This window comes from Comamonas sp. JC664 (assembly GCF_042647185.1).
Genome location: NZ_JBHRUZ010000004.1, coordinates 1 through 22,040 on the forward strand (window position 1 = coordinate 1; position 22,040 = coordinate 22,040).

A 22,040-nucleotide genomic window follows, 5' to 3' on the forward strand; every position below is an offset into this window, starting at 1 on the left:
CGTCGAGCGCCAGGGTTTCGCCATACCAGGCGCTCAGGTTCTGTACCTGCAGCATCTGGCGCGGTGTGGTGTTGTTGTTAACGTTTTGGTTGTTCTCAGGCATGGGCGGCCCCTCCGACATAGGCTTCAATGACCCTGGGTCGCGCGATACCTCGTCATAGCTGCCTTCGGCCAGCACCTGGCCGGCCTGCAGCACGGTGACGGTCTCGCACAGATGCGATATCACTTTCATGTTGTGCTCCACCATCAGCACGGTGCGCCCCTGCGCCACCTTGCCGATCAGTTCCACCACCGGCCAGATGTCCTCATGGCCCAGGCCCGCCATGGGCTCGTCCAGCAGGATCATCTCCGGCTCCATCGCGATGGTGGTGACCAGCTCCAGCACGCGCTTGCGGCCATAGGGCAGGTCACAGGCCTTGACGTTTTTTCCAGCGCGTCAGCCCCACGCTGTCCAGCAGGTCCATCGCACGCTCGTCCAGCGCGCCCAGCACCTTGACCGAGCGCCAGAAGGTGAAGGTGCCACCGGTCTTGCGCTGCAGCGCGATGCGTACGTTCTCCAACACCGTCATGTGGCTGAAGACGGCTGCAATCTGGAACGAGCGCACGAGGCCCAGTGCCGACACGCTGGCCGGGTCGCTGCGCGAGATATCACGCCGTTGAACAGCACCTGGCCGAGCTGGGGCGCAAGAAGGTGGTCAGCAGGTTGAAGCAGGTCGTCTTGCCGCGCCGTTAGGGCCGATCAGCGCATGCACCGAGTGGCGCTTGACTTTCAGGTTCACGTCCTTGACGGCATAGAAGCCGCTGAACTGGCGGCAGAGCTGGCGCGCCTCCAGGATGGGGGCATCGGCCCTCGGGGGGAGCAGTCATCGCGGCGCCTCCGATCAGATGAAGGACTGGTGGCGCCGCCGTCGACCAGCATCGATTCGCCGGTGACAAAGCGGCTGTCGTCCGACGCGAAAAAGCAGGCGGCGCGGGCAATGTCCTGCACCGTGCCCAGGCGGCCCAATCGGCGTCTTGGCGATGCGCAGCCGCACTTTTTCTGCATCGACATTGATGCCCACGCCTTCGGTCGGGATGGAGCCAGGGCATACGGAGTTGACGCGGATGCCGCGTGGCCCGAGCTCCGCCGCTGCTGCGCGCGACAGGCCCAGTGCCCGGCCTTGACGCCGCAGTACACCATGCCCTGGGGCATGCCGATAAAGGCGGCGCCGAGGCGATGTTGACGATGCTGCCGCCGTCGTCCATGGCTTCCGCTGCCGTCTGGATGCCCCAGACGATGGAGTTGAAGCCGGTGCCCACCATGCGCTGCAGCGCCTCGGGCGTGATGTCGGCAATCGGGCCGTAGCGCACCCAGATGGCGTTGTTGACCAGGATGTCAAAGCGGCCGTAGCGGTGCTTGAGATCGGCAATCGCACTGCTGAAGCTGTCGCGGTCGGCCACATTGCCGCCATAGGCATGGGCGCGGCCACCCTGGGCCACGATGGCTGCGGCCACCTCGGCGGCCTTGTCCTCGGCGCGGTCCAGAATGCCGACGCTGCCGCCCTCGTCGCGATGGCCTGCACGATGGCGCGGCCGATACCCTGTGCGCCGCCGTCACGAGTTGCGACCTTGCTGCAAAGCGTTGTGTCATGGTGTTTGTCTCCTGGTCAAAATAGAAATGAGGTCCGCCACGTCTCAGCGTGGGCTGTTGGTACGTCAAAACGCGCTTCTTCCAGCCCCGTTGCGGCCAGGCCGTCGATGACAAAGACGGCCCCCGCATCCGGGTGGCTGGAGCGCAGCAGGTTGCCGCTGTTGCTGATCGAGGTGAGGTAGATGGTCTGCAACGCCGGGCCGCCAAAGGCCGGGCAGGTGATGAAGGCATCGGCGGGGAAGTCCACCGTGGCCGCCAGCTCGCCACTGGGCGTAAAGCGGGCCAGCTGGCCGCTTAGCACCATGGCCACCCAGAGGTAGCCCTGGGCATCGACGTGGCGCCATCGGGCGCCAGGCCCAGCGCGGCGGTATCAATAAAGGCCTCACGCGTACCGCAAGCGCCGGTGGCCGGGTCATAGGCATAGCGCCAGATCTGGCGCGCCGGGCTGTCGGCAAAGTACAGCCAGCGGCGTTGGGGCTAAAGCAGGTGGCATTGGCTACCTGAAAACCCTGGTCCAGCTCGCGCAGGCGGCCATCACCGCTCAGTTGGTAGAGTTTGCCGGTGGGCGACTGCGGCGTCATGCTCATCGAGCCGACCACAAAGCGGCCGCCCGGTCCGCAGCGCCGTCGTTCAGGCGCATGCGCTCGCCCTGGTGTTGCACCTGCACGCCCATAGGGGTGATCCGGCGCTGTCCGGGTCCAGAAAATGGAAGTCATCTTCCAGCGCCAGCAGCAAGCGCCCACTGCGGCACAGCGCGATCGAGCCGATATGGGCATGCAGCGCCCACTGTTGCTGCCGGCCGTCTGCCGGCCAGTAGCGGTGTACCACTGGGCGCGGCCATCGATCAGTACAGCGATTGCGTGGCCACATCCACAGCGGCATTCGCCCAGCAGATCGCGCTGGCAGCAATGGATGGATGCGCGCGGCCGCTGCCTGCGCGGTGAGGCGTTCATGTCTTGTCTCCTGGTGCGGTCAGCCAAGGCGGTGCCCTGGCTGCTGCGGGTGCGCCGGCCTTTCTAGGGGGCCGTGCCGTACCGGGCGTGTTTAGGTTAGGTGGCGACGGGTGCCGAAGAGGTGGCCGTGGGCAGCCGGTAGCCTTTGAACTGCTCGCGCAGCCGGGTCCTTGAGCAGCTTGCCGGTGGCGGTGTGGGGCAGCTCGTCAACAAACTCCACTGCATCGGGCAGCCACCAACGCGCCAGCCGGTCTTTCATAAAGTTCAGCAGCTCCTGGCCGCTGACCTCAGTGCCGGGCTTGCGCACGATGACCAGCAGCGGGCGTTCCTGCCAGCGCTCGTGGTGCACGCCGATGACGGCCGCCTCCTTGACGGCGGGGTGCGCCAGCGCCAGGTTCTCGATGTCGATCGACGAGATCCATTCGCCGCCAGACTTGATGACATCCTTGGCGCGGTCGGTGATCTGCACAAAGCCTTCGTCATCAATCCGGGCCACATCGCCGGTGCTGAACCAGCCTTGCGCATCCAGCGCCGAGCCAGCCTCTTGCCCGTAATAGGCAGAGATGACCCAGGGGCCGCGCACGCGCAGCTCGCCGGGCGCTGGGTCGCCGGGCGGCAGCTGCTGGCCCTCGTCATTGAAGATGGCCACATCCACGCCATACATGGGCCTGCCCTGGCGGGCGTGCACATCGATGCGCGCGTCGCGGGCCAGTGCCTCATGCTGGGGCAGCAAGGTGCTGATGGTGGCCACTGGACTGGTCTCGGTCATGCCCCAGGCCTGGTTGGCGGTCACGCCCAGCAGGCTGTCGAACTGGTCGATCATTGCGCGGGGCGCTGCAGAGCCGCCCATCATGATGCGTTCGAGCTTCAAGGCCTCTTTGTCGGCAGCTGGCAGGCTCTCCACATGCTGCAAAAAGCCCATCCAGACGGTGGGAACGCCCAGCGAGAAGGTGCAGCCCTCGTCGCGCATCAGCTGGTACAGCGCCTTACCGCTCAAGTCCGGCCCGGCAGCACCAGCTTGGCGCCGCACATGGCGCTGGCATAGGGCAGGCCCAGGCGTTGACATGGAACATCGGCACGGTGAGCAGCACGCAATCGCGGGCGCGCAGCGCCAAGCCATCGGCAGCGCAGACCACCCAGGAATGCAGCACGGTAGAGCGGTGGCTGTAGAGCACGCCCTTGGGGTTGCCGGTGGTGCCCGAGGTGTAGCACAGCGACGAGGCGCTGTCTTCGGCGAGCTCGGGCCAGTCAAAATCGCCGCGTCCTGGGCCACCAGGTCCTCGTAGCACAGCAGCGGGGCGGGCAGGTCCATCGCGGGCATCTGCTCGGGTTTGCACAGCGCCACATAGGCCTTCACTGTTTTGAGGCTGGGCGCCAGCTCGGCCACCAGGCCGGCAAAGCTCAAATCAAAGAACACATAATCATCGGCCGCGTGGTTGATGATGTAGCGGATCTGGTCGGCAAACAGGCGCGGGTTGACGGTGTGCAGCACGGCGCCAGCGCCCGATACGGCGTAGTACAGCTCCAGATGGCGGTGCGTGTTCCAGGCCAGCGTAGCAATGCGTGCACCGCTGGCCATGCCCTGGCGCAGCAGGGCGGCGGCCAGGCGCTGCGAGCGCTGGGACACGGTCAGCCAGTTCGAGCGCGTGAGCTCCCCATCCGGGGTGCGGGAGACGACTTCCACTTGGGGATGAAAGCGTGCTGCATGTTCCAGCAAGCCGGAAATCCGCAGCGCGCGCTGCTGCATTAGCCCTTGCATGTTGCTCCTTGTTTTGTTTTATATACCTGTCGGCAGGTAAAAAGTTTAGCAGCCGCAGCAGCGTCGCAAGCCCGGGATTACCCTGGACTTGCTCCCTCCAAAACGCTTGCGGGAAACCCTGTTGTTTACCGGTCGGCAAGTAGGCATGATGCAGCGAGAACAAGGTGGAGGCGAGCTGCCATCCCCTATCAAGCCGGTGCCCCACTGCGGTGTGGCGGGGCGGCCGGCACCAGCCAGCAGGAGACAAAGAGCAATGGACAATCACACAATCCACCAGGTGGATGCGGTCATCGTGGGCGCCGTTTTGGCGGTCTGTGCGCAGTGCACAAGTTCCGGGAGATGGGGCTGAAGATCCAGGCCTTCGAGGCCGGTGGCGATGTGGGCGGCGTCTGGTACTGGAACCGCTACCCCGGCGCACGGGTCGATCTGCCCAGCATCGACTACAGCTTCTCCTTCTCGCCCGAGATCGAGCAGGAATGGACCTGGTCCGAGCAGTTTGCCGCGCAGCCCGAGCTGATGCGCTACTTCCACTTTGTCGCCGAGCGGCTGGACCTGCGCAAGCACTACCAGTTCAACACCCGCGTGGAGAGCGCCCGCTGGGACGAGGCGCGCCAACTGTGGGTGGTGCGCACCAACCGGGGCGAATGCTATGAGGCGCGCTACTGCATCATGGCGACGGGCCCGCTGTCGGTACCGAAGGAGCCCGAGATTGACGGCATTGCGCGCTTTGGCGGCCAGATCCTGCGTGCGGCGCGCTGGCCGCATGAGCCGGTGGATTTCAGCGGCAAGCGGGTGGGCGTGATCGGCACCGGATCGACCGGCATCCAGATCGTGCAGGAAGTGGGCAAGCAGGCGTGTGAGCTGTTCGTCTTCCAGCGCACGCCCAGCTTTACGATGCCGATGCGCAATGTGCCGCTGGAGCCCGAGTACGTCGCCGAAGTCAAGCGCCACTATGCCGGCATCCGCGAGCTGGCACGCAACAGCAATGTGGGCGGCGTGCGGCCGCAGTCGAGCCGCCCGTTTTTCAGCGTGACGCCAGCGCAGCGCCAGGCGCTGCTGGAAGATGCCTGGCTGCAAGGCGGCCTGGCGATGCTGGCACCTTTGCCGACCTGATGCAAAACGAGCAAGCCAACGAGGAAGTGGCCGAGTTTGTGCGCGGCAAGATTGGCGAGGCGGTAGACGACCCGGCCACCGCCGAGGCCTTGAAGCCGCGCGGCTACCCCATCTTTGCGCGCCGCCCGTGCCTGGACACCGGCTACTACGAAACCTACAACCAGCCCCATGTGCATCTGCGTGACTGCATCACGGACCCTATCGTGTCCATCACCGAGAAGGGTGTGCGCACGCAGTCGGGCGAGGTGGAGCTGGATGTGCTGATCTTTGCCACTGGCTACGACGGCCTGACCGGCGCACTGCTGGCTTTTGAGGTGGAAGGGCGCGACGGCCTGACGGTGCAGCAGAAGTGGAAGGAGGGTGCGACCTCCTGCCTGGGCATCATGATGCATGGCTTCCCCAACCTGTTCATGACCACGGGGCCCAATGGCCCCTCGGCCCTGGCCAATGTGGTGCGCACCAGCGAGAACGATGTGGACTGGACGGCCGCTGCCATCCGCCACATGCAGGCCCAAGGTTTCGGCAGCATCGAGCCCAGCGCGCAAGAGGAGCGGGCCTGGATGGACCTGGTCCATTCGCTGGCGCCGCGCACCTTGCTGTCCAAGGCCAAGACCTGGTATGTGGGCGCCAATGTGCAGGGCAAGGCCCCGGGCCTGACCATGTTTACCGGCGGCTTCCAGAAGTACCGCGAGCACTGCCTGGCTGCCATCCAGAAGGGCTTTAGCGGCTACCACTTTGCGCAGAAGCGCGAACGCGAGCGCGCGGCAGACGCCAGCGCAACAGTGGAAAACGCCACGCACTGATAACCTGGGTCTCCAAGCTCCCTGGGTGTTGGAACGGCCTGTCTGCTGGCCGATCCGCCCTGGGGCTGTGCCTGCCTGCGCCCTGCAGCGGGGCATTTTTATCTTCCACCAAGAGCTGCCAGCCATGAGCAACGTCACCTTTCACAGCGCAGACGGGATAGGCCGTATCTGCATCTCCCACCCGCCGCTGAACCTGTTCTCGCACAGCCTGCTGATGGGGCTGAGCGCCGCGCTGGCGCAGTTTGAGGCCGATGCCTCGCTGCCGCTGCTGCTGATCTACTGCGAAGGCCCGTCCTTTGTTGCGGGTGCGGACATTGCCGAGTTCAACAACCCGGCGTTTTCTGCCGAGGCCATCAATGCGCTGCTGAACCGCATCGAGGCGCAGACGCGGCCGGTGGTGGTAGCCCTGCATGGCACGGTGCTGGGCGCTGGCATGGAGCTGGCCCTGGCCTGCCACTACCGTGTGGCACAAAAGGGAACCAGGCTGGGCCTGCCCGAGGTGAAACTGGGCATTCTGCCCGGCGCCGGCGGCACCCAGCGCCTGCCACGCCTGGTGGGCGCCAGCTTGGCGCTGGACATGATGCTGAGCGGCCGGCCGGTGCCTGCGCAAGAGGCGCTGGCCAGCGGCATCGTCGATGCGGTGGAGGAGGGCGACCCGCTGGCGTTTGGACTGGCCTTTGGCCGCCAGCTGCTGGCCCAGGGGGGCCAGCCGCGCCGCTTGAGCGCGCAAAGCGCCCCGCCCGGCGAGCACAGCCAGGCGATTGCGGCAGCGCTGGAGGCTGCACGCCAAAGCCCGCAGTACCCCGCCAAAGAGGCCATCGTGCTCTGCGTGCAGCAGGCGCTGACCGCTGACTTTGCCAGCGGCGCCCGTGCCGAGGCCGAGGCCTTCAAGCGCTTGCTGCCGTCGGCGCAGTCGCGCGCACTGCGCCATCTGTTTTTTGCACAGCGCCGCAGCCGGCAAATTCCTGGCCTGGAGCGGCAGGTGCCGGCCGGCAAGATCGAGCAGGTGGGCATTCTGGGGCAGGCACCATGGGCAGCGGCATTGCGATGTGCTTTTTGAACGCCGGCATCCGCACCGTGCTGGTGGATGCCGCAGCTGCGGGGCTGGAGCGCGGGCTGCAACTGATCCGCTCGACCTATGAGGCCCGGGTGGCCAAGGGCCGCATGGGGGCTGAGCAGCCCAGCGCGCGCCTGGCGCTGTTGACCTCGTCGCTGGACGACCAGGCGCTGGCGCCCTGCGACCTGGTGATCGAGGCGGTGTTTGAGGACATGGCCCTGAAACTGCAGGTCTGCCGCCGTTTGGGCGAGGTCTGCAAGCCTGGCGCCATCATCGCCAGCAACACCTCGACCCTGGATGTGGATGCACTGGCACAGGCCACCGGACGGCCTGCCGATGTGGTGGGCATGCATTTTTTCAGCCCGGCCAACATCATGCGTTTGCTGGAGGTGGTGCGCGGCGCTGAGACGGCCCCGCAGGTGCTCAAGACCGTCATCGACCTGGCCGGCAAGATCGGCAAGACGCCGGTGGTCTCGGGCGTCTGCTTTGGCTTTATCGGCAACCGCATGGCCGAGGTTTACCTGCGCGAGGCCGAGTTCTTGCTGATGGAAGGCGCAAGCCCCGCGCAGATCGACGAGGTGGTGCAGGCGCTGGGCCTGGCGATGGGCCCTTGCCGCATGCTGGATATGGCCGGGCTCGATGTGGGCGCCAAGACCGTCATCGAATGCGAGAAGGCCGGCGGCCTGCCGCCCGATGCCAGCTACCGCGCCGTGGTGCGCAAGATGTTTGCACTGGGCCGCTTTGGCCAGAAAACGGGCCTGGGCTACTACCGCTACGAGGGCCGCAACGCGCTGCCTGACCCGGAGGCCAGCCGCATCGCCGCCGAGCTGGCGCAAGCGCATGGCATTGCCCAGCGCAGTGATATGGCAGCGCAAGAGATTGTCGAGCGGTTGCTCTACAGCATGGTCAACGAGGGCTGCAAGATTCTGGACGAGGGCATCGCCTACCGCGCCAGCGATATCGATGTGGTCTGGGCGGCGGGCTATGGCTTTCCGGATTTTCAGGGCGGGCCCATGTTCATGGCCGAGGAGATTGGCCTGGCGCAGATCGTGGAGCGGCTGGAGCACTATGCCGCCAGCCGGGGCAACCGCTATGGCTACTGGACGGTGTCGCCACTGCTGCAGCGGCTGGCTGCACAGCGCCAGGGCTTTGACAGCCTGCAAGCCGCCTGAGGGCCTGAAGGCCGAAACCCATCAATATTGAAGAGCACCGCCATGAAAGACGCCGCCATTGTTTCCACCGCCCGCACGGGCATCGGCCGGGCCTACAAGGGCTCGCTCAACCACACCCGTTCGCCCCAGATGATGGGCCACAGCATCGAGCACGCGGTGGCGCGCGCCGGGGTGGACCCGGCGGAGGTGGACGATGTGATCGTCGGCTGCGTGCTGACCGGGGGCACCGCCGGCATGAACCTGGCACGCAATGCCTTGCTGGCCGCAGGCCTGCCGATGAGCGTGGCGGGCCAGACGGTAGACCGGCAATGCGCCTCCGGCCTGATGGCGATTGCCAGCGCAGCCAAGCAGGTGCTGGTCGATGGCATGCAGGTGGTGGTGGCAGGCGGCTGCGAGAACATCACCGCCGTGCAAACGTCTTATATGGAATGGGCCAGCCGCGAGCGCGATCCGGCCGTCATCGCCCGCGCGGCCCATGCCTATATGCCGATGCTGCAAACGGCCGAGCATGTGGCGCGCCAGTACCGCATCAGCCGCGAGGCCCAGGATGCCTATGCGCTGGAGTCGCAGCTGCGCACCGCGCGCGCCCAGGCCGCTGGCCTGTTTGACCGTGAGATCGTGCCTTCAGCACCCAGATGGCGGTGACGGACAAACTCACGAAGGAAGTCAGCCTGCAGCAGGTGACCCTGGCCCGCGACGAAGGCAACCGCCCCGACACCAGCCTGGAAGGGCTGGCGGCGCTCAAGCCGGTGATCGAGGGCGGTGTGATCACCGCTGGCAATGCCAGCCAGCTGTCGGATGGCGCATCGGCCTGCGTGGTCATGGATTCGGTACTGGCCGAGCGCCGGGGCCTGGAGGTGCTGGGCATCTACCGGGGCATGGCAGTGGCTGGCTGCGCACCGGAAGAGATGGGCATCGGCCCCATTTATGCGGTCCCCAAGCTCTTGGCCCAGCACGGGCTGCGCGTGCAGGACATCGGCCTGTGGGAGCTGAACGAGGCCTTTGCCTGCCAGGCGCTGTACTGCCGCGACCAGCTGGGCATCGATCCAGCCTGCTTCAATGTCAACGGCGGCGGCATCTCCATCGGCCACCCCTATGGCATGACGGGCGCCCGCATCGCCAGCCATGCCTTGCTGGAAGGCCAGCGACGCGGTGTGCGCTATGTGGTGGCCACCATGTGCGTGGGCGGCGGTATGGGAGCGGCAGCCTTATTTGAGGTTGCTTAAGAACGTGCTGACGATCTCCTCGCGCCGCGACAGTGTCCCTACGGTTGGAGCGAAATCGGGCGATTTCTTCGCGCTGGCCCTTGCTTGCACCCCGGTGCAAGCTGCGTTCCATCCCTTCGAATCCATCCCGATTGCTCTCCAACGCCGCTGCGTAGAGATCCTCAACACGTTCTAACATGCAACTCGACTACGCCAGCATCCGCCAGACCCTGGATTTTTTGCTCTACGACTGGCTGGAGGTAGAGGCACTCAGCCGCCATGCGCGCTATGCCGGCCATGACCGGCAGACCTATGGCGCCGTGCTGGACATGTGCGAGCGCCTGGCTGCTGACAAGTTCGAGCCCTTCAACCGCCTGGTGGACCAGCAGGAGCCGCATTTTGACGGCCAGCAGCTGCATCTGCCTGACTGCACACCGGCAGCCTGCGCCGCCTATGCCGAATCGGGCATGCTGGCTGCGTCGCACGACTACGAGGTGGGGGGCATGCAGCTGCCCTGCGTGGTGGATATGGCGGCCAACAGCATGGTCTCGGCCGCCAGCATTGCGCTCAAGGCCTATTCGATGCTGACAGCGGCCAATGCCGGCCTGCTGCTGGCCCATGGCACGCCCGCGCAGCAAAAGGCCTTTGCGCTGCCGCAGCTGCAAGGCCGCTTTTTTGGCACGATGAACCTCAGTGAGCCCCAAGCCGGCTCCAGCCTGTCAGACATCACGACCCGTGCCGTGCCCGATGGTGACGACTTTGCAGATGACCCGCTGGGCCCGCGCTACCGGCTGACGGGCCGCAAGATGTGGATCTCAGGCGGCGAGCATGCGATGGGCGAGAACATCGTCCACCTGGTGCTGGCCAAGGTGCCCGATGACAGCGGCCAGCTACCCGCTGGCGTGGGCGGCATCTCGCTGTTCATCGTGCCCAAGGTCCTGGTCGATACCGAAGGCCAGGTGACCGGCGAGCGCAACGACATTGCGCTGGCCGGGCTGAACCACAAGCTGGGCTACCGGGGCACCGTCAACACCTTGCTGCATTATGGCGAGCAGGGCGGGGCCGTTGGCTACCGTGTGGGCGCGCTGGGCGCGGGCCTGAAGTGCATGTTCCACATGATGAACGAGGCCCGCATCCAGGTGGGGCTGGGCGCCACGATGCTGGGATACGCCGGCTACCTGCAATCGCGTGACTATGCCCGCCAGCGCCCGCAGGGCCGCCCGGTCGCTGCCGGCCAAAAGGTGGTGAAGAACGCGCAGCAGCCCCAGGTGCCGATTGCCGAGCATGCCGATGTCAAGCGCATGCTGCTGGCGCAAAAAAGCTATGCCGAAGGCGCGCTGGCGCTGCAGCTGTACTGTGCCAAGCTGGTCGATACGCAGCGCGCCGGCGCGCCGCAGCAGGGCGATGCCGCGCAGCTGCTGCTGCAGGTGCTCACCCCCATCGCCAAAAGCTGGCCCAGCCAGTGGTGCCAGGAGGGCAACAGCCTTGCCATCCAGGTGCTGGGCGGCTATGGCTATACGCGCGACTATGCGGTGGAGCAGCACTGGCGTGACAACCGGCTCAACATGATCCACGAAGGCACGCACGGTATCCAGGCCCTCGACCTGCTGGGCCGCAAGCTGCGCATGGATGGGGGAGCCGCCTGGGCCTTGCTGCAAGCCGAGATCGCGCAAACCGTCGCCACTGCCCGGTCGGTGCCCGCATGCGCCCCCTGGGCCGATCGCTTAGATGCGGCCACCCAAGCCCTGCATGCCGCCACCGACGCGGCCTGGGCCAGCGGCAACGCCCAGCTGGCCCTCGCCAACGCCACCGCCTACATGACCGCCTTCGGCCATGTCACGCTGGCCTGGTTGTGGCTGGACATGGCGCTCAAGGCGCATGGGCGCATGGCGGCCGCTGATGCCGGGCAGCAGGCCTTTTTGCAGGGCAAGCTGGATTGCGCGCGCTACTTTTACGCGTATGAGCTGCCGCTGGTGCAGGCCTGGCTGGCGCCGGTGATGGCGGGGGAGGCGCTGTTTGTGGAGCTGGGGGGGAGTGGGTTTTGAGCCCTGGGGGAAAGGGCGGGGCAGGGTGCCGCAGGGCTTTAATCCGCGTTCAGCGCATGGTGCAGGTGCTGGCGGCGGGTAGGGCTCTATTGGTTGATGGGCCGCTCAAGCCTGCCAATAGGGCCTCTGCGGGCGGCGCACTCATACCTTGGCGAGGAAGGCCGCCGCATCACCCGCTTCACACTTCCAGTCTGCGAAGACCCCCACCAGATCGCATTCAACGCAGTGGCAAGCGATGTAGTACCAGCGCACATCATGCGTGCCCTGGTACACGGAGACGCCGGACACCAGCTCGAACACCTCGTTCTCGCACACGCAGGCGTGCCCCTCGGGGGTGGCCTCTTCCATGTAATCCTCGCTGTCGCCCATCAGGTGTTCCTGCCCGCAGTCGGAGCAGGTGCGGATGGCCACGCCGGCTTCTTCGTCGGTCTGCAGCGCAAAAGTCCGGGAGCCGCACTCGCATTTGGACGAGGCAAACCGGGTGGCCTCATGGCCATTGGCAACGCTGTAGCTGCGCAGCTCGGCTTGGGTGTCTCCCGACGTCGTCCCGTACATGAACTCGCCCTTTTTCGTCAGTGCCATTGGTGTTGTTCCATTCTTCAAAGTGGGCTTCCCTGCAGACCTGTGCCAGGCTTGCCCCGATCATCTGGATTTTGCCTGAATTGGCCGATCCCAGACGGTTGCAATGACACCTACCGTGATCGCAAGCACTGGCCGGATGTGTCGCGCTACAGGCTCGCTTTGCCGGCGTTTATCAATGCGGCCATGTCTTGGATGGCATCCTTCCTGAAGGTCTGCTGCCACTGCGCAGTCCATTTAGCCGTCCCTGCTCTTCCCATGCGGCCAGAGCCAGTGCATTCACGATCTCTGCATCCAGCCAGGCATCGGCATAGCGTGGATCCGTCGACAGATCTTCGGCCGCTGCAACAAACGCTGCGAAGGAGAACATACTCTCTGTTGCCCTCGTGGCGCGAGACTCAAAGGTGTTTAAATCCAACTTGTCCTCCAATGCCTGCTATGGGGCGGCCTTGCGCTCTTGACAGCATGACAATTGCACCATCTCAACGTGGAGACGATGGACGCGTATGCTATGCGCCCACCACCCGATGGAAATCGGACAATATGCGACGGATGGGTTCCTACCCATCGGATTCACTAAAAGGAAACAATGCCTGTGGAGCAATATCGCTTTGGGCCTATGCAAGCACGGCACCTTCCAGTGTTGCCTGAGGGCAGTGTGCAGCACCTGGCCGATCACTACAGCAGTGCCTGGCGCGGCACGGTCCTGCGCATGGGATGCAACGGACGCGCTGGATTTGGTGCTGGACTGGCAGCCAGACAGTACGTCCATGCGTTGCCTGGCATCGCGCGCAGCGGGTGTGGGCCAGCGAGATGCAGTAGTGCGGCATTCCTTTGCGAAGCCATGGGCCTTTGGGCCTTTGCCAAGGCAGTGAGCAGGTGATGGGCCTTCCGAACACCCCGAGCCGACGGCGACCGTGGCTGCAGTCGATGGCAGCCCTCGCCATCGCGGCCTTGATCGGCTGGGGTTGCATTATTGGCGCGACTGAAGTGGTGGAGAGCTTGCGCTCCGGGGTGCTCAACAACCGCAAAGGACCTGACATCCTTGCTGCCGAGCAGCCCGTCCTTTACTGGGCATTGATCAGCTTCTACACGGCCGCAACCCTGACCGCCGCCGGCTTGGCGCTTTTGGTGATGGCCATAGCAGTGCGCGATCTGATCCGTGCACAAGGCGCTGATCAATGAGTGCGTGGTCGACGCGCCAGGCGGCCTGCGTGGGTGTTGCCGAGGTGTAGAAGCTGCGCGCCCATCGCCCAGCGTTCAGAGCAAACCCAGGTCAGCGCTAACCCAGGTCAGCTTGCGGCGGCCTTCAGCGCTGTCTCGATCCAGCCATCAAAAGTCTTTTGGTTGGCCTTGATCCAGCTGTCCGTGTGGCGCTCCACGTCCTGTTGGCGGTTCTCGCCGTCGTGCATCCGGCGGTTTTGCTCGCTGATGTCCCCGATGGGCAGCGACATGATCTCAAACAGCTTGGCGGCGGCGGGGTTCTTTTCGACAAAGGTCTTGTTCGCCACGATGTATTCGTTGTTGACAGGAAAGCCGTAGTTCTTGCCGTTGGGCAATTGGGTGTCCGTGCCGGCCTGTACGCCGGGCATGGCCGAGAACGGCACTTCCAGCCAGACAACGTCCTTGCCCGAGCGCAGCACATTGCTCAACCAGTAGGGGGTCCAGGCGTAGAACAGCACCGGCTTGCCTTGCTGATAACGGGCCAGCGTGTCCGAGATCAGCGCAGGGTAGTTGCCCTGGGTGTAGTTCACCATGCCTTGCAGCTTGAAGGCGGCGAGCTGGTGGTTCACCACGGCTTCGCCACCCCAACCGGCGCTGGGTCCGACCAGATCGGCCTTGCCGTCGCCGTTGGTATCGAAGAGCCGGGCCAGCTTGGGGTCGCTGAGCTGGCTCAGGTGGGTGATCCCGTACTGATCGGCTGTCTTCTTGTCGATCATGTAACCCTGGGCGGCGCCGGCTGCGTACACCCCCTTGCGCGACAATTTGGCGTCGCCCCCTACGCTTTTGTAGAACTCCGAGTGGTGCGGATTCCAATGGTTGGCCATGAAGGTGGCGTCTCCGCGCGCAACGGCCAGATGCGCCAGCGGGTACTCGACCTCCTTGATGGGCTGCACGTCATAGCCAAGTTTGGTCAGCGCACGCGTGACCAGCAGTGTCTGGAAGGTTTCCTCGGCCAACGAACTTTGCAGGGGCAGCACCTTGACGCCCTTGCCGGGCAGATCGCCAGCGTGGGTGGACAGTCCAAGGGCCAGCAGGGCGCTGGCGAGCAGGGTGCGGGCAAAGTGTCGGGTGTTCATCATGCGGTGTATTTCCTATACAAGCGGGTGGAGAAAGCAAGCTAGGCTCTTGGCGCCACGCAAGCGCCTGAGCCGAGCTCAGGGAGGTCTCTGGCGCCATGGCGGCAAGCCTGCGGCAATGCAATGCGATGGGCGATAGCCGCCCAAGCCAAGGCAGCCACGTTCCACAGCCGCAAGGCAGGCGCTAAAGACGGCGAGACAGACGGCGCAAGCAAGGCCTGCCGATCGTGGGATCGGCGTCCAGCGGGCGGGACAAGGCGTTGGTTGACGACGCAGGGCGGTGGGGGCAACAGCGCCCCACGCAAGAAAATAGGTACCGCGACGGGACGCAAGATGGTCCGCGAGTAGTACCGAAGCGCCAACATGCTCTGTTGGCTTTAAGAATCTAATAAATATAACTCCCGAGTCTAAAGCAGTCAAGGCTTGCGCGGCGTTTATCCGTTGCGCTGCAGGGCTCGGAGGGGGGGCGGGGGAGGGGGACTGTCAGAGACGGGGTAAGTGCTCTGCGATTGGAGTTCCGGGCCCCGGCGCAGGGTTCTCTCAGCCCACCTCACTCTTTCGTGGCATGGCACTAAACTTCCGATCCATCACTCCTTCGATGTGCGACTGGATCGCAGTTCCCTCCCATGCCACAGCTTGCTTCTGGAACCCCGATCCCTGGCTCAGCTGGCGCAGGCAACCAGGCCGCCGCACGCGGCGATATCTGCACGCTGGCCGCATTGGCCGAAGCGGGCGACGACCTGTCGGTCCTGTGGAACATTCGCACGCCGCTGATCGAGGCCGTGATCGCCCAGCAGGCGGAGGCGGTCGGGTGGTTGCTGGCGCGCGGTGTGTCGCTCAACACCCCCGATGCCGTGATGGGCTGGACGGCCTTGGGCTGGGCTGCCAGCGGCAATGAGGCAGCGCTGGTGCAGGCCTTGCTGGCCGCCGGCGCCGATACCGAGCACCAGGCCGACGTGCATGGGCGCACGCCGCTGATGGCCGCCGCCCAGGCGGGTGGCGACGAGGCCGTGATCCTTTTGCTGGCCGCTGGCGCGCAGCTGGCTGCCCAGGACGGCCTGGGCGCCACCGCTGCCGACCTGGCGCGCCGCAACGGCTGCGAGGCCTTAGCCGCGCGCCTGGATGCCATGCTGCCCCCCGCGCTGCGTGCCGCTGCGCCGGCGCCGCCCAGCGGTACCTTGCCCTGGCCTGAGGAACCGCTGGCTGTGCTGCACTGGCCCGATGACTTTCCCGCTTTTCAGCAGTCCAATTGGCGGAGCCTGGCCAGCGGCGAGGACTCGTCGTTTGACAGCGCCTTTCACGCCGCGCTGGCCGACCGACTGATCCCCGCCTTTGCCAGCCCCACGGCGGCGCTACGCAGCTGGGTGCAGGCCATGACCCACTGGGAGCGCGCGGCGAGTCAGGCCATCGCTGGCGCCCGGGGCGCCGAGGCGCATCTGGACATGGGCGTGATGTGGCAGCAGCTGGCGGGTGCGATGGCCCTGCGCCAGGCCTATGCCACGCCGCGCCTGCGCAAGTACCCGCGCATCTCCATCAGCGCCAAGCCTGATTTGCCGCTGCACCTGGACCTGCTGGCGCTGGAGTGGCCAACTCCTGACCAATGCACCATCACCACCCAGCAGCGCATGCTCCCCGTCGATGAGCCCGAGTCGGCCGACACCCAGGCGGGCGCGACCACGCGCGGGAATTATTCTCGAACCGCTGGCCCATCGTGGAGAGCCGCTTCACGTTGCTGCGCAAGGCCGGCCAGTGGCGCATCGACCGTTGGCAGCAGCGCTACCAGGGCAACAGTACCTGGGACAGCCAGGTCCTTTAAGCCCGCGCAGGCTGGGTCTCAGGGCGGTTTGACTTGATCTCAAATACCAGCAGGGCGCGTGATCTTCTCCAGCTACAAGCGTAGGCCGAGGTTCAACGGGGTGGGATTGTTTGCAGTCAGAGCCAGACACCGGGCCGCGCTGGCTAGAGCGCGTCGGGGCCTGGTTCGAAGTTGCTGAGGGCGGCTTCAGGCTGGTTGCAGTCCGCCAACTCAATAAGTTGGATCACTGAGGCACCCAGAGCAGTCATTGCAAGGATCCGTCCTTGCAGGTCTGCACGACACCCTTGACGCACCCTGCGTAGACTTGCGGCCATCCAACGCTACCAGCGCTTTGGCGAGCCGGAGGAAGCCCATCCCCTGCTGATCAAGATCGCATCGAATCAGAAATTTACCGTACTCAGGCTACGCCGATGCGATTTCGACCACTTTCTTTGGCCTGGTACAGCCCAGTGTCTGCGCGCTGTATCAATGCAATGGGTTTGAGGTCTTGCTCAGGCACCATGGTGGCAACTCCGATAGAGACCGTCACTGTGGCATCGGCTACCGGTGCAACATGTGCAATGGCTAGTGCCTGGACTGCGCGCCGCACACTATTGGCGAGCGAGCATGCGCCGTCTTGCGAGGTATTGGGCAAAATGATAGCGAACTCTTCACCCCCATATCGGGCGACCAGATCACCGGAGCGCGAGCAAGATTGTGCAAGGACCTGGGCCACGCTGCGTAAGGTCTCGTCGCCCATCACATGGCCGAAACTGTCGTTATAGGATTTGAAAAAATCGACATCGATCATCAGTAGGGAGAGTTCAATTCTCTCTCGCCGTGCGCGTTTCCATTCCAGGTCCAGGTGCTCATCGAAATGCCGCCGGTTTGACAAGCCAGTCAAGCCGTCGAGCTTCGTCATACGCTGCAGCGCAAGATTGCTCTCCAGGAGTTGCTGTTGGCTCAGGCGCAAGGCTTGGTTCGCCAGGTCGCGTTGCTTCATCGCCAGATAGGCTCGGGAGTGGTATCGGAGACGTGCTATCAGTTCCACTGCATCTGGCAGTTTCACGAGATAGTCATTGGCCCCCACTGCAAATGCCTGGCTCTTGATCTTCGGGTCTTCCTTGGATGACAGAACGATGATGGGCAGGTCGCGTAATTTCTGATTGTTGCGATATTGGCTCACCAAGTCCAGACCATCAACACCGGCATCACCAGGTCTTGCAGGATGACGGTCGGCTGGATGTGTTCCGCCATTTCCATGGCATTTTTCGGGTCTCCGCAGTAGTGGAAAGACACGCCGATCTCATGGCTCAGCATGCGGCGTACGGCCTCGCCGATGATGGCTTGGTCATCTACTAGTAAAACCTTGACTTCAAGCTCGCCAGGCTCCCCGGCAGAGGTGTTTTCATCCAGAGTTGGAATAGGAGTCATGAATTTCTCTTTACCGCCATCCAGCGGCATAGTTCGGCCAAGCGGTTGGCGATGCGGTCCAGAGGCAGGACTTCCGCTGCCGCATCGATAGCAACGGCGGCCTTGGGCATTCCCCACACCACGCTGCTGGACTGGTCTTGGGTAATGGTGGCAAAGCCTCGCTCGCGCATAGCCTTGAGCCCATCTGCCCCGTCTCGCCCCATACCCGTTAGCAACACACCGATGGCATCACCTCGCCATTGCTCGGCAATGCTTTGAAAGAAAATGTCGATCGACGGACGGTAAATTTGCGCATCAGGCTTGAGTGAATACTGCAGGTCGCCGCGGCGGCTCACCGTCAAATGCTCATTGCGGCCAGCCAGCAAGACCATGCCGGTCTGCGGTATTTCACCAGCCTGAACCAGGCGTACCGGAAGCGTTGATTCCCGCGCCAACCATTCAGCCATGCCCGCAGAGAACTTGTCGTCCAGGTGCTGAACCAGTACCACGGCGGCGTCAAGATCTTTAGGCAGTTCACGCAGCAACTGGTTGAGTGTGGCGGGCCCACCAGCGGAGGCACCGATGGCAATCAGGCACGCGCGTTTCGCGCTGGTGCGCGTGGCTCGGTGGGTAACAGGCTGCGGGGCGTGGCCAGCCAGGCGATGTTCTGGATCTTGCGCAGCAGCAGCGCTGGATTGAATGCGCTGCCGTTCGCCAATTCGGGCAGATGCACCACATCAAGGGCACCGTGGCCCAAGGCATTGAATGCCCATTCGGTATGGAGCTCGGTCGCCAGATCCAGCAGTAGCAAAGGGCATGGCGCCTCATTCATGACACGTTGCGAAAAGGCCACTCGATCAGCTGTGCCCAGTTGCAGCAGCAGTAGCTCAGGGGGCATATCACGACACAGGCGCAAGGCCTGCGTCTCGTCTTGTGCCACCCAGTGGATGTCGTGCAGCGGCTCCAAAGCGTGTTCGAGGCGTTGCGCCAACTCAGGGGTGTTAACCATCAGTCCAAGCTTCATTCAACAGCCTCGCCAATCAGCATGTGTACAGCCTCCAGTAATGTTTCATCGTGAAAGCTCGACTTAGCAAGGTAGTAGTCGGCTCCCGCATCAAGGCGCGTCTGCGGTCTTCCTCGCGGTCTTTGTAGGATACAACCACCACGGGCATGGACTGCAGTTGTGCGTCGCGCCTTACCAGGCCTACCAGCTCAATGCCATCCATGCGGGGCATGTCGATATCGGTCACCAGGAGGTCATATTTTTCTGCACGCAGAATGTTCCAGCCATCGATGCCATCCACGGCCACGGTCACCTCGTAACCGCGCCCAATGAGCAGCTTGCGCTCCAGCTCACGCACGGTCAGCGAGTCGTCCACCACCAATACGCGCTTGCGCCGCAGTGACGGCCCTTCAGACAACCGTGCAACCCTTTCGACTTGGCCTGCACCCAAGAGCTTGTCAGCGGAGTTCAGCAAGTCATCCATATCCACGATAAGCACCGGACTGCCGTCATCGAGCAGGGCACCTGCCTCCACGCCGCGCAGCAGGCCTAGGCGGGAGTCGATGGGAACGACAGCCAGATTTTGCTCGCCAACAATCCTGTCTACCGCAATGGCAAGGCTTCGGTCGTGGTGCGGTATCAAAACCACTGGGAGGCCCAGCGGATCGGATTTGCCATGCGGCAGTTGTAAAAGCTGGTGGGCAGCGACCAGACCGATGGCGCGCTCGCGTACCCAGATATGTTGCTGGCCCTCCACCATGCTGATGGCGTCCGCCGGGATACGCAAAGTCTGCTCCACTTGCGCAAGCGGAAGCGCGTAGGCCTCACCGCCGATCTCCACCACCAAGCAGCGCAGCATCGACAAGGTCAGAGGCAGTTGCAGCTGGAACACCGTCCCTCGCCCCTGTTGCTGGCGGACGCGCACCGTACCGCGTAGTTGACGCAGCGTGTGCTGGACCACATCGAGGCCCACCCCACGGCCAGAGATCTCACTGACTTTCTCGCTCACGCTGAAACCCGGCAGGAACAGAAAAGCCAGCAATTCTTCCTCATGCATGTGCTGGGCCATCGTTTCGGTGGCCAGCTTGCGTGCGATGACTGCGGCACGTACGCGAGCGAGGTCAACGCCTGCTCCATCGTCTTCCAGCTCAAGGACCAGGAGCCCAGCAGCATGCCGAGCCCGCAGTACCAAGTTGCCTTGTGCCGGCTTGCCGCTGGCCAACCGTTGTGCGGGGCTTTCAATGCCGTGGTCCACCGCATTGCGCAGTAACTGGATCAGTGGTGCTTCCAATGTCTCCAGTACGTCGCGATCTCCTTGTACCTCTTCGCCTTCCAGATTCAGCCATACCTCTTTGCCAAGACTGCGACTGAGCTCACGCACCATGCGCGCCTTGCCAGCCATCAGATCCGCGCAGGGGCGCATGCGCGAGGCCAATACGGTGTCATACATGCGCTGGCTGCGCTGCTCAAAGGCCCAGCCAAAGCTGTCGAAAGCCGCTGTATGTTGTTGCAACTGGCTTTTGGCTTCCAGCGTCCAGTGGTTCACATCGGATAGCAAGGCCTTGGCACGAGGCGGTAGCTCCTGCCCCAGCAGCGCATCGCGCAACCCATGCAGGGATCGATCAATATGGTCTTGCAGGCGTTTGAGTTGTGCCAACTCCTGGCCCAGGGACTTGGTACGCTGTGCAGCCACCAGTGAGCGTCCCGCCAGATCGAGCAGATGGTCCAGGCGTTCGGCTGACACACGCAGGATACGGTCATGCAGTTCACCGCGGGCTCGGGCTCGTTGGTCTCAATGGCGGAGACTTCTTCCGGCAAGGCCGGCCTGAAGTCCGGCATGGCATCGGGTACCGGCGCATCTTGCTGCGTATCTTCTGCCAGGATTGCTTGCAGCGCAGGCAGCCCTTGCACGCTGATCCCTTCACTCAACTGCCTCAATGCCTCTGAAGCGCGTAGCAGGGCGTCGATGCGTGTGGAGCTCAGGCGGACCTTGCCGCTCTGGCACAGACTAGCAAGTCCTCCATCACATGGGCCAATGTCACAGCGACATCCAAGCCGACAATGCGTGCCGCACCTTTGAGTGAGTGCGCTGCACGCATGCAGGCCTCCAGCTGCGCGGGATCGGTTGGCTCACGCTCAAGTACCAGCAGGCATGAATCCATGACCTTGGTTTGTGCCTGCGCTTCTAGACGGAACAACTCCAGCATGGAGCTGTCTTTGTAGGCATCAAGGCTCATGGCTTTGACCTTTGGTCCATACATCGCGAGATGTGCCAGCGGTGTTGCTTGTAGGATCATCTAAGGCTCCTGGACAAGGCTGCAGACAGGCGATCAGCATGGAGCACCGCGTGATGCTGTGCTGCTGCCACAGCATCACCGCATATGCTAACTGGCTGACCGCAAGGCCACTGGCATGGCCCTCTTTTGCAGCTTGGCAAGTGGAATCGCGTATATGCCTTCCACCTCTGAACCTCCGTCACCATTGGGCCGCCAGGTGTGTCCCAGTATCAGCATGTGGGGGCGGTCTTGCGGCGTGGTCTCGGTGGTCAGGCCCAATACCAGGTCAAGCGCCATACAGGGAACCAAGGTTCCACCGTACATTGCACAGTCCACGCAGTGAACGGTTGCGGGGGTAAGGCAGTCCGTGAACGGGCACGGGCAACGATACTTCTAGCAAAAGCGTTGAAAGGCAGAGCCAACCAGTTTTGCCAATGCGAAAGATCAGGACCGACAGTGTCTGGCATCAGCCAGCGTGTCAGGTTGCTGATTCTCCGCGAACGAAGCCTCGTCCACCATCTCCAGATCCAGCTCATGCCGATCGAGCAGCAGAGCGGCAGCCTCGGCATAGCGATTCGCAGTTATGCAATGAACATGCTGGAGCAGCCTCTCGCGCAGGAGCGGTCGCCGCGAACACCAATGCGCTGCCAGCAGGCGTCAATAGCTGGGGGCTCTAGCGGGATATGGCGATCAGGACTTGCCGCGCATCTTGGTTTCTCTCTGCTTCAGCCGTTGCTGTAATCGTGCCGCACCGCTTGTCGCATTTGTTTCACCAGCAGGGCTGCCAGGTGTGCCAGTGCTCGGGTGTGGTAGGGCTCAAGGTAAAGCGCTTTGCGGTAGTGGCTGCAGGGCAGCCTCGGCCTGGCCTGCACCGTCACATATCAAACCCCACCAGAAAAAACAACTCGGCGTCGGCCCATGCTGGGTCAACTGCTGT

General features: G+C 63.8%; 16 protein-coding genes and 7 pseudogenes. 9 read left to right on the forward strand and 14 right to left on the reverse strand.

The window, feature by feature from the left end:
- Nucleotides 1-95 precede the first annotated feature (95 nt).
- The 7 genes and pseudogenes from ACFODQ_RS00500 to ACFODQ_RS00530 form a co-directional block, all read right to left on the reverse strand.
- Nucleotides 96-836: pseudogene (locus ACFODQ_RS00500) on the reverse strand (ABC transporter ATP-binding protein).
- Nucleotides 776-979, reverse strand: coding sequence for a hypothetical protein (locus ACFODQ_RS00505; protein WP_377014402.1), 204 nt, complete (start codon nucleotides 977-979; stop codon nucleotides 776-778). The pseudogene ACFODQ_RS00500 and the gene ACFODQ_RS00505 overlap by 61 nt, the downstream one beginning before the upstream one ends.
- Nucleotides 882-1,334, reverse strand: a complete 453-nt coding sequence (locus tag ACFODQ_RS00510) for an SDR family oxidoreductase (protein WP_377014404.1) — start codon at nucleotides 1,332-1,334, stop codon at nucleotides 882-884. The genes ACFODQ_RS00505 and ACFODQ_RS00510 overlap by 98 nt, the downstream gene beginning before the upstream one ends.
- Nucleotides 1,216-1,494 (reverse strand): annotated as a pseudogene (locus ACFODQ_RS00515) (SDR family NAD(P)-dependent oxidoreductase); the annotation flags it as partial. The pseudogene ACFODQ_RS00515 and the gene ACFODQ_RS00510, both read right to left, overlap by 119 nt.
- A 152-nt stretch (nucleotides 1,495-1,646) precedes the next feature.
- Nucleotides 1,647-2,346 (reverse strand): annotated as a pseudogene (locus ACFODQ_RS00520) (SMP-30/gluconolactonase/LRE family protein).
- The gene (locus ACFODQ_RS00525; RefSeq protein ID WP_377014375.1) at nucleotides 2,261-2,500 is read right to left on the reverse strand and encodes an SMP-30/gluconolactonase/LRE family protein; all 240 of its coding nucleotides are present in this window, start codon (nucleotides 2,498-2,500) and stop codon (nucleotides 2,261-2,263) included. Before ACFODQ_RS00525 ends, ACFODQ_RS00520 begins: the two are co-directional and overlap by 86 nt.
- 179 nt (nucleotides 2,501-2,679) lie before the next feature.
- Nucleotides 2,680-4,342 (reverse strand): annotated as a pseudogene (locus ACFODQ_RS00530) (long-chain-fatty-acid--CoA ligase).
- Nucleotides 4,343-4,681: 339 nt separating this feature from the next.
- On the opposite strand from ACFODQ_RS00530, the gene ACFODQ_RS00535 reads away from it, so the two are divergent.
- From ACFODQ_RS00535 to ACFODQ_RS00565, 7 genes and pseudogenes are all read left to right on the forward strand, one after another.
- Nucleotides 4,682-5,455 (forward strand): flavin-containing monooxygenase, encoded by a 774-nt coding sequence (locus ACFODQ_RS00535; protein WP_377014377.1) that lies wholly within the window; start codon nucleotides 4,682-4,684, stop codon nucleotides 5,453-5,455.
- The gene (locus ACFODQ_RS00540; RefSeq protein WP_377014379.1) at nucleotides 5,455-6,258 is read left to right on the forward strand and encodes a hypothetical protein; all 804 of its coding nucleotides are present in this window, start codon (nucleotides 5,455-5,457) and stop codon (nucleotides 6,256-6,258) included. The genes ACFODQ_RS00535 and ACFODQ_RS00540 overlap by 1 nt, the downstream gene beginning before the upstream one ends.
- A gap of 124 nt (nucleotides 6,259-6,382) precedes the next feature.
- Nucleotides 6,383-7,318 (forward strand): enoyl-CoA hydratase-related protein, encoded by a 936-nt coding sequence (locus tag ACFODQ_RS00545; RefSeq protein ID WP_377014381.1) that lies wholly within the window; start codon nucleotides 6,383-6,385, stop codon nucleotides 7,316-7,318.
- Nucleotides 7,288-8,487 (forward strand): 3-hydroxyacyl-CoA dehydrogenase NAD-binding domain-containing protein, encoded by a 1,200-nt coding sequence (locus ACFODQ_RS00550; protein ID WP_377014383.1) that lies wholly within the window; start codon nucleotides 7,288-7,290, stop codon nucleotides 8,485-8,487. The genes ACFODQ_RS00545 and ACFODQ_RS00550 overlap by 31 nt, the downstream gene beginning before the upstream one ends.
- Nucleotides 8,488-8,529: 42 nt before the next feature.
- A pseudogene (locus ACFODQ_RS00555) lies at nucleotides 8,530-9,713 on the forward strand (acetyl-CoA C-acyltransferase).
- Between the two features lie 4 nt (nucleotides 9,714-9,717).
- Nucleotides 9,718-9,888 (forward strand): hypothetical protein, encoded by a 171-nt coding sequence (locus ACFODQ_RS00560; RefSeq protein WP_377014385.1) that lies wholly within the window; start codon nucleotides 9,718-9,720, stop codon nucleotides 9,886-9,888.
- A gap of 1 nt (nucleotide 9,889) precedes the next feature.
- A complete protein-coding gene (locus tag ACFODQ_RS00565) occupies nucleotides 9,890-11,737 on the forward strand; it encodes an acyl-CoA dehydrogenase (RefSeq protein WP_260719262.1) in 1,848 nt (615 codons plus the stop codon).
- A gap of 141 nt (nucleotides 11,738-11,878) precedes the next feature.
- Here ACFODQ_RS00565 and ACFODQ_RS00570 read toward each other — a convergent pair whose 3' ends face one another.
- Together ACFODQ_RS00570 and ACFODQ_RS00575 are read right to left on the reverse strand one after the other, a co-directional pair.
- Nucleotides 11,879-12,319 carry a hypothetical protein gene (locus tag ACFODQ_RS00570; RefSeq protein WP_116925141.1) on the reverse strand — a complete coding sequence of 147 codons (441 nt, stop codon included), beginning with the start codon at nucleotides 12,317-12,319 and terminating at the stop codon, nucleotides 11,879-11,881.
- Nucleotides 12,320-12,491: 172 nt separating this feature from the next.
- Nucleotides 12,492-12,746: a hypothetical protein gene (locus ACFODQ_RS00575; RefSeq protein WP_377014388.1), complete on the reverse strand. Its 255-nt coding sequence runs from the start codon at nucleotides 12,744-12,746 to the stop codon at nucleotides 12,492-12,494.
- Between the two features lie 452 nt (nucleotides 12,747-13,198).
- Between ACFODQ_RS00575 and ACFODQ_RS00580 the strand changes: the two genes are divergently transcribed.
- Complete coding sequence (locus ACFODQ_RS00580; protein ID WP_377014390.1) at nucleotides 13,199-13,501, forward strand: hypothetical protein; 303 nt, start codon at nucleotides 13,199-13,201, stop codon at nucleotides 13,499-13,501.
- A gap of 107 nt (nucleotides 13,502-13,608) precedes the next feature.
- Here ACFODQ_RS00580 and proX read toward each other — a convergent pair whose 3' ends face one another.
- A complete protein-coding gene (proX, locus tag ACFODQ_RS00585; RefSeq protein ID WP_377014392.1) occupies nucleotides 13,609-14,619 on the reverse strand; it encodes a glycine betaine/L-proline ABC transporter substrate-binding protein ProX in 1,011 nt (336 codons plus the stop codon).
- A 623-nt stretch (nucleotides 14,620-15,242) separates the two neighbouring features.
- Between proX and ACFODQ_RS00590 the strand changes: the two genes are divergently transcribed.
- A complete protein-coding gene (locus tag ACFODQ_RS00590) occupies nucleotides 15,243-16,469 on the forward strand; it encodes an ankyrin repeat domain-containing protein (protein ID WP_377014394.1) in 1,227 nt (408 codons plus the stop codon).
- A gap of 360 nt (nucleotides 16,470-16,829) precedes the next feature.
- On the opposite strand, the pseudogene ACFODQ_RS00595 reads toward ACFODQ_RS00590, so the two are convergent.
- From ACFODQ_RS00595 to ACFODQ_RS00610, 4 genes and pseudogenes are all read right to left on the reverse strand, one after another.
- A pseudogene (locus tag ACFODQ_RS00595) lies at nucleotides 16,830-17,845 on the reverse strand (diguanylate cyclase).
- The gene (locus tag ACFODQ_RS00600) at nucleotides 17,842-18,369 is read right to left on the reverse strand and encodes a chemotaxis protein CheB (protein ID WP_377014396.1); all 528 of its coding nucleotides are present in this window, start codon (nucleotides 18,367-18,369) and stop codon (nucleotides 17,842-17,844) included. Before ACFODQ_RS00600 ends, ACFODQ_RS00595 begins: the two are co-directional and overlap by 4 nt.
- A 44-nt stretch (nucleotides 18,370-18,413) precedes the next feature.
- Complete coding sequence (locus tag ACFODQ_RS00605; RefSeq protein ID WP_377014400.1) at nucleotides 18,414-18,848, reverse strand: hypothetical protein; 435 nt, start codon at nucleotides 18,846-18,848, stop codon at nucleotides 18,414-18,416.
- Nucleotides 18,845-21,064 (reverse strand): annotated as a pseudogene (locus ACFODQ_RS00610) (hybrid sensor histidine kinase/response regulator). The gene ACFODQ_RS00605 and the pseudogene ACFODQ_RS00610 overlap by 4 nt, the downstream one beginning before the upstream one ends.
- Between the last annotated feature and the right edge of the window lie 976 nt (nucleotides 21,065-22,040).